General features: G+C 63.6%; 9 protein-coding genes and 1 other RNA gene. 7 read left to right on the plus strand and 3 right to left on the minus strand.

What is annotated here, in order from left to right; all coding sequences use genetic code 11:
* Window positions 1-58: 58 nt before the first annotated feature.
* Entirely contained in the window at window positions 59-1,192 is a 1,134-nt protein-coding gene (gene prfB, locus Q1V78_RS01860; protein WP_300611006.1) for a peptide chain release factor 2, read from the plus strand.
* On the opposite strand, the gene Q1V78_RS01865 is transcribed toward prfB, so the two are convergent.
* Both Q1V78_RS01865 and Q1V78_RS01870 read right to left on the minus strand, forming a co-directional pair.
* Window positions 1,189-4,698, minus strand: coding sequence for a proline dehydrogenase family protein (locus tag Q1V78_RS01865; protein ID WP_300611008.1), 3,510 nt, complete (start codon window positions 4,696-4,698; stop codon window positions 1,189-1,191). The two genes, prfB and Q1V78_RS01865, sit on opposite strands and share 4 nt — an antisense overlap.
* A 426-nt stretch (window positions 4,699-5,124) precedes the next feature.
* Window positions 5,125-6,699 (minus strand): AbgT family transporter, encoded by a 1,575-nt coding sequence (locus Q1V78_RS01870; RefSeq protein WP_300611024.1) that lies wholly within the window; start codon window positions 6,697-6,699, stop codon window positions 5,125-5,127.
* A gap of 158 nt (window positions 6,700-6,857) precedes the next feature.
* Between Q1V78_RS01870 and ftsE the strand changes: the two genes are divergently transcribed.
* The 5 genes from ftsE to ssrA all read left to right on the plus strand — a co-directional run bounded on the left by ftsE (window position 6,858) and on the right by ssrA (window position 10,664).
* Window positions 6,858-7,547, plus strand: a complete 690-nt coding sequence (ftsE, locus tag Q1V78_RS01875) for a cell division ATP-binding protein FtsE (protein WP_300611011.1) — start codon at window positions 6,858-6,860, stop codon at window positions 7,545-7,547.
* A gap of 29 nt (window positions 7,548-7,576) precedes the next feature.
* Window positions 7,577-8,479, plus strand: coding sequence for a permease-like cell division protein FtsX (ftsX, locus tag Q1V78_RS01880; protein ID WP_300611014.1), 903 nt, complete (start codon window positions 7,577-7,579; stop codon window positions 8,477-8,479).
* 124 nt (window positions 8,480-8,603) lie between these two features.
* On the plus strand, window positions 8,604-9,140 hold the full coding sequence (gene smpB / locus Q1V78_RS01885) for an SsrA-binding protein SmpB (RefSeq protein WP_300611016.1): 537 nt from the start codon (window positions 8,604-8,606) through the stop codon (window positions 9,138-9,140).
* A gap of 36 nt (window positions 9,141-9,176) precedes the next feature.
* Complete coding sequence (locus Q1V78_RS01890; RefSeq protein ID WP_300611018.1) at window positions 9,177-10,244, plus strand: hypothetical protein; 1,068 nt, start codon at window positions 9,177-9,179, stop codon at window positions 10,242-10,244.
* A gap of 45 nt (window positions 10,245-10,289) precedes the next feature.
* Window positions 10,290-10,664, plus strand: a transfer-messenger RNA (tmRNA) gene (gene ssrA / locus Q1V78_RS01895).
* A 116-nt stretch (window positions 10,665-10,780) separates the two neighbouring features.
* On the opposite strand, the gene Q1V78_RS01900 is transcribed toward ssrA, so the two are convergent.
* Entirely contained in the window at window positions 10,781-11,158 is a 378-nt protein-coding gene (locus Q1V78_RS01900; RefSeq protein ID WP_300611020.1) for a hypothetical protein, read from the minus strand.
* A 745-nt stretch (window positions 11,159-11,903) separates the two neighbouring features.
* On the opposite strand from Q1V78_RS01900, the gene Q1V78_RS01905 reads away from it, so the two are divergent.
* Window positions 11,904-12,069: anaerobic C4-dicarboxylate transporter family protein (locus Q1V78_RS01905; protein ID WP_300611026.1), on the plus strand; the 166-nt coding region annotated here is incomplete at its 3' end.

Raw genomic sequence — 12,069 nt, forward strand, 5'->3', positions numbered from 1 at the left:
TATTCTTTGCCTTAGCCATACATTCCATTGTGCACACTGCCGGGTAGACTTGCGCACTATGCAACCGGATGTGAGCTCTGACCTGAAAGACCTGGAAGGCACCCTGACCACCATCGAGCGGGTGTTGGACCTCGACGAGCTGGATTCGCGGGCCCGCGAGCTGGAGGATCAGGCCGCCGACCCATCGCTGTGGGACGATCCGGACCACGCCCAGCAGGTCACCTCGGAGCTCTCCCGCGTGCAGGCCAAGCTGAAGAAGATCCGCGAGCTACGGCAGCGGCTGGAGGACCTCCCGGTGCTCTACAACATGGCCGAGGAGGAGGCCGCGGAGGATCCGGCGGCGGCCGAGGACGCCACGGCGATGGCCGAGGAGGAGCGCGCAGCGCTGCGGGCCGCGATCGAATCCCTGGAGATCACCACGATGCTCTCCGGCGAATACGACCAGCGCGAGGCACTGGTCAACATCCGCTCCGGCGCCGGTGGCGTGGATGCCGCGGACTGGGCGGAGATGCTGCTACGCATGTACACCCGTTGGGCCGAGCAGCACGGACACAAGGTGGATATCTACGACATCTCCTATGCGGAGGAGGCGGGTATTAAGTCCGCAACCTTCGTCATCCACGGTGACTACATGTACGGCACCCTCTCTGTCGAGCAGGGCGCCCACCGCCTGGTGCGCATCAGCCCCTTCGATAACCAGGGGCGCCGCCAGACCAGCTTCGCCGAGGTGGAGGTCCTGCCCGTCGTGGAGCAGACGGACTCCATCGAGGTGCCGGATTCGGACGTCCGCGTGGACGTCTATCGCTCCTCCGGCCCGGGCGGGCAGTCGGTGAACACCACGGATTCCGCGGTGCGCCTGACCCACATCCCGACCGGTATCGTCGTGACCTGCCAGAACGAGAAGTCCCAGATCCAGAACAAGGCCTCCGCCATGCGCGTGCTGCAGGCCAAGCTGCTGGAGAAGAAGCGCCAAGAGGAGAAGGCCGAAATGGATGCCCTCGGCGCGGGCGGCAACGCCTCCTGGGGCAACCAGATGCGCTCCTACGTGCTGCACCCGTACCAGATGGTCAAGGATCTGCGCACCGAATACGAGGTCGGGGACCCGCAGAAGGTCCTCGATGGCGACCTCGACGGGCTCATCGAGGCCGGCATCCGCTGGCGCATGGCGCAGCAGCAGGAGGAGGGCGCCTAAGGCGTCAGCCCGTGGATGTAGCCGAAGCGGTGCTCGGTGGTGGCGATGTTCTGCTCCAGCAGCATCGTCAGCAGCTCGCGGTGGCCATCCGGTAGCACCGGCTGGTCGAAGATCTTCGAATTCGAGTCGACCGCCGCCTCGTAGAAGGCATCCGGGCTCTCGCCCAGGGAGCGGATGCGGGAGTTCGCGGCCTTCGAGATCTCCGCGGCGAACACCAGGTCGCTGGCGATCCGGAAGCTCTTGCCCAGCTCACCGAACTGCGCTGCCACCTCCTCGGATGCCGAGATGTCCAGCTCCGTGCCGGTGACCGCCGCCCCCAGCTGGAGGCGCAGGACGTCGCGCGCCTTGGCGTCGGCGTTGACGCGGACGCGCAGCGGTTCCAGCAGCGGCTTGTAACGGAAGACGTTGGACTCCACGACCATCGCCGACTTGTCGTGCTCGACGCCGAACTCGACAGCCATCGCGTGGGCGTCGGACTCCGCCGCCAGGCGGAGCCACTCGTGATCCGCGTCCTCCAGAACCGGGGAACCCAACCCGCGGAACTCACGCAGCAGCTGGGTGATGCGCGGCTCGACCGTCCCGGAGGTCAGCTCCTCGATATTGCCCTCGGTCCACACACCCTGCTGGGCGACGTAGTTCGGGCCGCCGGCCTTCGCCCCGGAGCCGATGGAAGAACCCTTCCAGCCGCCGAAGGACTGGCGCTGCACGATCGCACCGGTGATGCCGCGCTCCACGTAGGCGTTGCCCACCTCGACCCGCTCGCGCCAGTAGGCGGTCTCATCGTGGTCGATGGTGTGGATGCCACCGGTCAGAGCGAAGCCGGTGGAGTTCTGCCACTCGATCGCCTCGTCCAGATCCTTGGCATGCATGATGCCCGTGACCGGGCCGAAGGCCTCGTTCTTGTGATACCAGCTGCCCGGCTGCACGTTATCGCGAATGCCCGGGCTCCACAGGGTGCCGGTCTCGTCCAGCTGCTCCGGCTTGACCAGCCACTTCTCGCCCTTATCGAGCTTGCGCAGCGCCCGGTCCAGCTTCTCGCCGGGAGCCTCGATGATGCCGTTCATGTACGTGGAGATGTCGGTGCCGCGGCCCACCTTGATGGACTCCACGGCATCCACGAGCTGGTTCATGAAGCGCTCGTTCTTGGACATCGAGCCCACGGTGATGATCAGGGAGGCTGCGGAGCACTTCTGACCCGCGTTGCCGAAGGCGGACTGGTAGATATCCTCCACCGCCAGATCCGGGTCCGCGGCCGGGGTGACGATGATGGCGTTCTTGCCGGAGGTCTCCGCGTTGAGAACCTTGCGCGGGTCCCAGCTGCGGAACAGCTGCGCGGTCTCCGAGGCTCCCGTGAGGATCACGGACTCCACGTCCGGGTGGCTGATCAGGCGCTTGCCGGCCTCGTCCTCGTCGGCGTTGACCAACTGAAGCAGATCCTCGCCGACACCGGCCTCGCGCATGGCCTCGACGAAGACCTCGGCGATGCGCAGCACCTGGGGCGCAGGCTTGAGGATCACGGCGGCGCCAGCAGCCAGCGCGGCCGTCACACCACCCACCGGGATCGCCACGGGGAAGTTCCATGGCGGGGTGACCACGACGACCTTGTACGGGGTGAAGATCGAACCGCGGTGCCGGTCGAGCTGGCGGGCGGATTCTGCGTAGTAGTGCGCCATGTCGATGGCCTCGGAGATCTCCGGGTCGGACTCCGCGATCGTCTTATCGGCCTCGAAGGCCGCGGCGGAGATCAGTCGGCCACGGTAGTTCGCCAGGGAGTCGGCGACCTTATCCAGCAGCTCGGCACGCTCCGCGCCGGTCTTCTGTCCCCACGCTCCCTCGTGGGTCTCAACGGCGCGCTGCACGGCCTTGTCGATCTCCGCCGGGTCGGTGACCAGCGGAGACTGCGCCGGGCCGGGGTCGGCCTCCGGGGTGAGGAGGCTGCGGGCCCACTCGCGGTTCTGCGCCAGGGCGGGGTCGGTGTCCGGCTCGTTGAGGAAGTTGCCCGGGATGGAGCCACCCGTGGCACCAACCTTGTCCCTGGCCTCCTGGATGCGGTCCTGGGTGCGGCGCGGGCCGTGGTAGGTATCCCAGCGCTCGGAGACGGCCTTGCGGAAGCGGTTCTCCTGGTTTTCCATCGGCGTCAGGCCGGTGTCGTCGTCCTCCTCCGGGGTAAACAGCGCGTAGAGGAAGTTCTGCTTCGCACCGTTTTCCTCCAGGCGGCGGACCAGGTAGGACACGGCGACGTCGAAGTCCTCCTTGCGGACCACTGGCGTGTACAGGATCAGGTTGCCGGCCTTCTTCTGCACCTCGCTGGCCTGTGCGGGCGCCATGCCCTGCAGCATCTCGATGTCCAGCTGGTCCTCGACGCCGCGCTTCTTCGCGATCTCCAGCGCAAGCGCGAGGTGATAGACGTTGTGGCTGGCCACGCCGATGCGGATGGCCTTTGCGTTCTCGGGGTTCAGCACCCAGTCGATCAAGCGTAGGTAGTTGGCGTCCACCTCCGCCTTCGTGAGGTAGGGGGTCTGCGGCCAGTTGTGCATCTCGGCGTCCACACGCTCCATGGACAGGTTGGCACCCTTCACGAGGCGCACCTTGATCTTCGCGCCGCCCTTGGCGACGCGCTGCTTGGCGAACTCCGTCAGGCGCTGGAGGGCCTCGAAGGAATCCGGCAGGTAGGCCTGCAGCACGATGCCGACCTCCAGGTCGAGGAACTCCTCCTCGGCGAAAAGTTCGGTGAATAGCTCCAGCGTGAGGTCGAGGTCTTCGTAGGCCTCCATGTCGAGGTTGACGAAGGTCGGTTTGCCGGACCGTCCCTGGCCCGCGCGCTTAGCTTCCCGGTACAGCGGACGCAGGCGGTCCTTCAGCCGGTCGACGGAGCCGCGGAAGTCCCAGTGGTTGAGCTGGGAGACCACGGAGCTGGCCTTGACGGAGACGTACTCCACCTTCGGGTTCCGGATCAGGTCGATGGTCTGCTGCAGGCGTCGCTTGGCCTCCGCCTCGCCGAGGACGGCCTCGCCCAGCAGGTTGAGGTTGAGGGTGAATCCCTTCTCCCGGGCGTCGTCGAGCATCGCGTCCAATGTCTCGGAACCGGCGTCCAGCACCAGGTGGCCGACGGTGGAGCGCAGGTACTTTCGCGCGATGGGCATCACGACGTTCGGCAGGATCGGGGCTGCGATGGAGCCCGCCGTGACCAGGATCGTGTCGATCAGGCCGAGGAATGCCGGGGCCGGCTCGGTGCGCTTGAAGGGGGAGGCGATCTTCGCAAACTCTTCGGCCGCGACCTTGTTGTCCTCCGGCCGGGCCACGCGGTCGACGAAGCTGAAGGTGAACTCGACGCCGTGCGGGTCGTGGACCATGTCGGCCAGCTGCTTCGTGGCTGGGGCGGTTTCCTTGACCTCCAGCCACTTATCGGCCTGTTCGATGGCGACGTCGACGAGGCCCTCCATGTCCTGGTTCGGCGCGAGGTCCTGGTGCGCGGTGTTCTTGCTGTTCTCCGTGTGGGAAGTCATGGTCGCTGTCTCTCTATGTGTGAGGGGTTCCCGTCGTGGCTTGGTTCCACTGCAGTTTTTGGGGAGCCAAAAGAAGGCCTCGAACGGGCAGGGCAAGAGGGGGACCGGCTGCCGGGGCAGGGGCGGTCTTAGACAGTGAGAACGGGCGGGCGGTCACCGGGGCGGCGGCGACGATCGCGGGACAGCGCGCGCAGCCGGGTTTGAGTGACCCGGCTCAACGCACCGCGGTACTGGGGGCGGTATCGGGCGATGTGCCCGGTGTCGCACCCCGCGGGGGAAGCCGTGTCATTCCACATGACCCAAATCTACGCCCTTTTCGGAGCTGTTTCAGCAAGTGAAATAAAAACCGCGCACTTCCCAGGTGCGGGGGAGTGCGCGGTGTGAGGAGCGTGCCCGGCCGGCAGGCTATCCGGCGGGTAGCTGCGCTTAGGCTGGGTAGTCCATCGGGGCGCCCGGACCCAGCGGGATGCCGAGCAGCCACCAGACGACGAAGAAGAGGAACCAGCCAATGAGCATCGCCGTCGCATAAGGAAGCGCGAGCGACATCAACGTGCCGATGCCCGAGCGCGAGTAATAGCGCTGCAGGAAGGTCAGCGCCAGCGCGAAGTAGGGGCTCATCGGGGTGATGATGTTCGATGGCGAATCACCCATGCGGAAGAGCATCTGGGTGACCTCCGGGGCGTAGCCCAAGTACATGAACATCGGCACCACGATCGGGGCCATCAGAGCCCACTGCGCAGAGCCCGAGGTGATCAGCAGGTTCAGGGCCGCTACCAGCAGGACGAAGAGGGCGAAGAGCAGCAGCGGGGGCAGGTCCGCCTTCTGCAGGATCTCCGCGCCGGTGATCGCGGTCCAGGAGCCCAGGTTGGACTCGGTGAACCACGCCAGGAATTGGGCGACGGCAAAGAAGAGCACCATCATCGGCAGCAGTGTCTTCAGCCCGCGGGCCATCCACTCCGGCACCTGGTGCCACTTGGTCAGCGTCTTGGCGACCAGGCCGTAGACCACACCGAGCAGGAAGAAACCGACCGCGATGGGGACGCCGACGTCCGTAATCAGGGGGCTTTCCATGACCGCGCCCCCCTCGCCCTGCAGCGGGGAACCCGGGACGAACAGGGCGGCGAAGTACGCGGCGGAGAAGACGACGGCGGCGACGCCGGTCCACTTCAGGGCGCGGACCTCCTTCTCGCTGAGGGCTAGGTCAGCCTCCAGCTCGTCCTTCGTCATGTCCTTGGCGTCCTTGTCGAGGGCCTCGCTGCCCTCGGAGTCGACGTGCTCGGCGTTGCCAAAGGTCAGCTCCTCGTAGTTGATCCGGTCGTGGTCGACCAGCTCGAGGGCCTTCTTGTTGATGTAGAGCTCCGTGACCGCGGTGATGATCAGCGCAAGGACGACCGCGGAGGCCATGACGAAGAAATAATTAGCCAGCGGGGAGACCACGTACTCGGCGTCCGCGATGTTGGCGGCCGAAGTGGAGATACCCGCGAGCAGCACGTCCGTGATGTTCAACACCAGCGAGGAGTTGAAGCCCGCCGAGGAGGCGGCGAAGGCGACCATCGCGCCGACGATGGGGGAGCGGCCCATTGCGCGGAAGCTCATCGCACCGATGGGGATGAGGATGACGTAGACGGCATCAGAGGCGACGGAGCCGGTCACGCCAGCCAGTGCGACGACGAAAGTGAGGCTCTTCGGGCCCACCTTGCTCACCACCGCGCGCACCGTCGAGGCGATCAGGCCGGAGTGCTCCGCGATGGCCACGCCCAGCATCACCGTGATGATGAGCCCGAGCGGCGGGAAGCTCGTGTAGTTTTCGACCGCGTTGGAGACGATGGAAGACAAGCCCTCGGGGGAGAGCATGTTTTTCACGGCCACCGTTTCCCCGGATTCGGGATCCTTCGCGCTCAGCCCGGCCAGCGAACCCATCCAGGAGCTGACGAGGACGAGACCGCCGATGATGACGAAGAGCCAGAACGGCTCTGGCAGTTTATTGCCGACGCGCTCCACCCAGCCGAGGAAACCGCCGACCTTCTCGGGTGCGTGTTCCGCGTGGTGTTCTTCGCTGCGGTCGGTTTTCTGGTCGCTGTGCTTGTTTGCTGTCTTCTCGGCAGTCACACGCTTCCCTTCTGTAACAGTTTCACCTTTGGTTCGCTAAGGTTAGAGCCGTGATCACTTTCGATAACGTTTCCAAGAGTTACCGGACCTCAACCCGGCCTGCACTCCAGAATATTTCCGCAGAGATCGAAAAGGGCGAGTTTGTCTTTCTTATTGGCCCCTCCGGCTCCGGAAAGTCCACGTTTCTGCAGCTCATGGTCCGTGACGAGGCACTGGACTCCGGTGACCTGCATGTCGCCGGTTTCCACGTCAACGCACTGAAGGATAAGGAAGTCCCGAAGCTGCGCCAGCGCATCGGCTACGTCTTCCAGGACTTCCGCCTGCTCCAGAAGAAGACGGTCTTCGAAAACGTCGCCTTCGCCCTCGAGGTGATCGGCAAGAAGCGCCCGGACATCGAAAAGCTGGTCCCGGCCGCCCTCGAGACCGTGGGCCTGCAGGGCAAGGAGAACCGCTTCCCGCACGAACTGTCCGGCGGTGAGCAGCAGCGCGTCGCCATCGCCCGCGCCTCCGTCAACCGCCCGCTCGTCCTGCTTGCCGACGAGCCCACCGGCAACCTCGATCCGGATACGTCCGCCGAGATCATGAACCTGCTCAACCGCATCAACCAGCAGGGCACCACCGTCGTCATGTCCACCCACGACGACGTCGCCGTCGATTCCATGCGCAAGCGCGTCATCGAACTGCACAACGGTGAGCTCGTGCGCGACGACGCCCGCGGCATGTACGGCGTCGGCCACTAAGCCGGGGCAACGAGGAAGGTTAAATACGTATGCGAAGTAACTTCATCACCCGCGAGGCCTTCGGTGGGCTGACCCGCAACGCCACCATGACGATCGCGATGATCATCACCACCGCGATCTCCCTGGCGCTGCTGGCCACCGGTTTCCTCATGACCACGATGACCGAGCGCACCAAAGACATATACATCGACCGCATCGAGGTCATGGTGCAGCTCAAGGACGAGGTCTCTGCCGAGGACCCGGAATGCGCGAAGCCGGAGTGCGCCAAGCTTCGCGAACAGCTGGAGGGCGACGAGGGCATCAAATCCGTCACCTTCCGCAATAAGCAGCAGTCCTACGACCGCTTCGTGGAGCTATTCCAGGATTCCGACCCGCGTCTCGTCGAGCAGACCAGCAAGGACGCCTTCCCGGCGGCCTTCCACGTCCGTTTGGAGGACCCGACCGACACCGCACCGATCGACGCGGTGCGCGATAACCCGGTGATTCAGGACGTCGTCGACCAGGGCGAGGATCTGCAGGCGGCGACCCGCAACCTGGACTCCATCCGTAACGCGGCGTTCTTCGTCGCTGCTGTGCAGGCGATTGCGGCGATCTTCCTGATCGTGAACATGGTGCAGATCGCGGCGTACTCGCGCCGGGAGGAAATCAGCATCATGCGCATGGTGGGTGCCTCCCGCTGGTACACCCAGGCACCGTTCGTGCTGGAGGCCATCATCGGTGCGGTTATCGGTGCTGTCATCGCGGTGGGCGGAATGCTCGCCGGCAAGGCGCTGGTCGTGGACAAGGCGCTGGACTCGGTCTACCGGGCGAACCTGGTGGCAAAGATCACCACCGCCGATATCTGGCTGATGGCTCCGATCCTCGTGATCATCGGTGCTGCGGTGGCTGCGATCACCGCGCAGATCACGCTGCGGTGGCACGTCAAGAACTAGCGTTTTCCGTGCCGGGGCTGGCTGATGGGGGATCGGCTGGCCCTTCTGCTTTCTCTTAGCTGGGCGCATTCGGCCTCGGCTCGACTGCTTCGTCGGCCGCGCGGCTGGTAACGTGTGAGCAATCATGGCTAAGAAGAGCACCCCGGTGGATTCCGGGCGATCGAAGGGGAAGAAGGCCTCCGCACCACGTGTCGGGGGCCCGGCCGTCATTGCCACCAACCGCAAGGCGCGCCACGATTACCACATCCTCGATACCTACGAGTGCGGGGTGGTGCTCGTGGGTACGGAGGTCAAGGCCCTGCGGGAGGGCAAGGCTAGCCTGGTGGACGCCTATGCCACCATTGATTCCGGGGAAGTATGGCTGCGGGGGATTCACATCCCGGAGTACTCGCGAGGCAATTATTGGAACCACACGCCACGGCGTGTGCGTAAGCTGCTGCTGCACCGCCGGGAGATCGACTCGTTGATGGGTAAGGTCCGCGACGGCAACCACACGCTGGTTCCGCTGCAGCTGTATTTCGTGGACGGCAAGCTCAAGTGCGAGTTGGCCCTGGCCCGCGGTAAGCAGGACTACGACAAGCGCCAGGACATCAAGCGCCGCACCGAGGAGCGCGAGGTGGTTCGCGAACTGGGGCGCAAGATTAAGGGGATGAAGGGCTAGGCGGCCCGCGGCGTCGAGACGAAAGGTGGAAGCGCCGTGGAGCACTGGCGGCTTGCTCACCCGAGCCTGGGGTTGATCGAGGTGTGCGTGGGGCAGCCGGCCGAGCTCCGGCGCGTTGACCCGGGGTTCCCGCTGCTTAAGAAGGACGACGCCCAATCTGGCGCGGTGGCTGGCTCAGAAGGGTTCGTCGAGCTGGAGGCGCAGGACGGCGGGGCAAAAGTTGAGGTGGGGGAGCTGCCCGCGCCACGGCCGGCTGAGCATCCGGCCACAGCCCGCGACGAGGGAGAGGAGGAAAGCCCTGATGCGCCTGCGCGTGGAAGGGCTGCCGAGAAGTGGCAGGCTTTCCTCGAGTACGAGGCACCTCCCGTGGTCGTGTTGCAGCAAGGCATTCCCGTCTACCGGGAGCGCAGCCTGAGCCAGCGCAAGATCCGGCTGGCGCCGGCGGGGCGTGATCCCAAGCAGGTGGCTGACGGGGAATTTTCCGAAACGCTCGATCCGGGCGTCTCTGCGGCTCCCGCGATGTTGAAATTGGACACCGCGTTTTTCGACCGGCATCTCATCCAGGTCGGGGTGAAAACCAAGGACTCCTTCATCTTCTTCGATCCACCGGCCGGTACTCCCGCAGCGGAGCGTGCCGCGAAGATGGAAGCCTCGCCCGTTCGGCGCTGGCTCTATCCGCTGCTCGGCGGGCTCGGGAAGAGTGGTTGGGCGATTTTCGCCTTTCTTGTTATGCCGCTCCTTGGCAAGCTCATCGCCGCGCTGCTGGCCCCGATCATCGAGTTTCTGAAACGGCTGATGCCGGATATTGATTGGCCGGAGATTCCGTGGCCGCAGATACGGCTCCCAAAGATTCCGTGGCCGGATATTAACTGGCCCACGATCCCGTGGCCGCAGATCAACCTGCCCAGCCTGCCAGAGTTGCCGGACTGGCTCGTATGGCTTCTGGACCACCCGAAGTTCTGGCTGCCGATCGTGGTGGGCATTGTCGTCGGAATCATCGCGGTGTGCAACGCGCGCCGGTCGCAGAAGGAAAAGCTGCACTGGCAGCGGCAAAAGATGGCAACGGCGTTGAACGCGCTTTACGAAAAGCGGAAAATGCAGTAATCTGAACCATCCTGCTGAGACGCAACTTCCGCAGCAGGCTTGTATGGGGCCGACATGGTTTCGACTTCGTGCATTGAGCTAGGGGAAGCGTGCCGGTGAAGGCAGATGACCACCGTAAGCGTCGCTGCAATTTCTAAGCGCCGAGAACACTCAGCGCGACTACGCCCTCGCTGCCTAATTCAGCGACCGCGTGTCTGTCGGCCTAAGCTAGCCTCTGGCTTAGCACCCGGCATCGTTTAAAGAGGCTGGCTGTGCAGCTAGGTCACTCGAGCTGCACGGGACTTTTTAGAGTGACTGGGCTCATCATCCGGGCTAGTTCGCGTGACCCGGAGAGCCGAGCAGAGATGACAGTGAACTGCGCACGGAGAAGCCCTGGCGAAGTCGCGAAGGACGCGGGTTCAATTCCCGCCGGCTCCACGATTGGCTTAACCCCTGGTCATAGCTGACCAGGGGTTAAGCCATTCCTGCGCGGTTAAAGAGGCAAATACTCTGGAGTGCTCTGTCTCATACTTCGCTAGCTGCGGGGCAGCCCGTCCTCAGTCCAAGGGGCCGTAGCCTTCGGGCTTGACCATGCGCGGCCAGCCAATTCCAGACTTGGAGATGGTGAATGGTCCGGAGTGGAGAATCTTCCCTTCTTCGTCGAAGAAGGTCCCGGTCACGGGGTAGGAGGGGCCGTAATACTGCCCATCCTCCGGGTCGTTGTACGTTGCGACCGATTTGAGGCGCCCATTGGGATAAAACTCGCAGCCGTAGACGAGTCCCCGGCGCTGGAACGTCCCGACCTTCTTTGGGGTGCCGTCCTCGTAATATTCGATGCCGTAGCCTTCGCGGTAGACGTGCCCCGTTTGTGGATCGGTGGTCGTTCCACCGAAATATTTGAGCTCGCCGCTGTCGTAAAAGATCTCGCCGCGCATTTCTTCTCCTTGATGTTGGTCGGTTGGGAGACAACATAAAAAGAAGACTCATCGTTCAAGCTGGAGCACCTTGCGCCTCGGCAGGTTGCTGAAGGGTCATCGAGCTTGTCTCTCGCCTTATCTTTATGAATAGCGCCAGGCTAGCAGCCGGCGGTTGCTTCAGTACTGCCTGGTGAGGTCACTGGATGGTACACCCATGGTGGGTGATGCTGCGGTAGGTCACAGTTTCGCCCAGCGAGCCGCCGAGCGGGGGAGAACGGGTGAGTTGCCGTTCAGGGCTCTGGGGTGCTGTGAGTAAGTTCCTGGGGGAATTCCTAAAAGAAGTTGCCTGAGATTAGGGCAAGCGTGATGTTTCAGCAACCATGGATAAATGGTGATTTATCACCACTGTTACTGGGGTCGCTTTTTAGAGAATATGATTTTTTATGATCGGGCGCGGTCGGGTGAAGAGATGTTCTCTGAAGTATTGCCTGACCTGCTGAATTGTCCGGCTTTTCCGGCTTACGTGATTTTATTGCGTTTCCTAGACCTCGCTAAAGTGACGGTCTGCACATTATGTTCGTCTTGTTTTTCTGTTAATTAGTTGGCTTTATTTTCCGTGTTATTCTCGACTTCTCGAGGGCGCATTTCGCCCGATTGTTGTGCGATTCATAAGAGTTTGTGAACTTCCATTCGCTCCACATAGGCACTGCGGTTAGTGGGCGAGTGGAAGCCGATCCCTCGCTGAGCTGAAAGAAACGCCACCATGATTTGGGTTCACCTACTGATCATCCTCGCAGCCATCGTGCTCGGCGCGAGGTACGGGTCCATCGCGATCGGTGCCGCCGGTGGCCTCGGGGTGATCGCCCTGGCGATCGCCGGCGCGCCAGTGACTGGCGACGATATCCCCTTTGACGTCATCGGCATCATCA

The sequence above is a fragment of the Corynebacterium sp. genome, assembly GCF_030152825.1.
Classification (GTDB): domain Bacteria; phylum Actinomycetota; class Actinomycetes; order Mycobacteriales; family Mycobacteriaceae; genus Corynebacterium.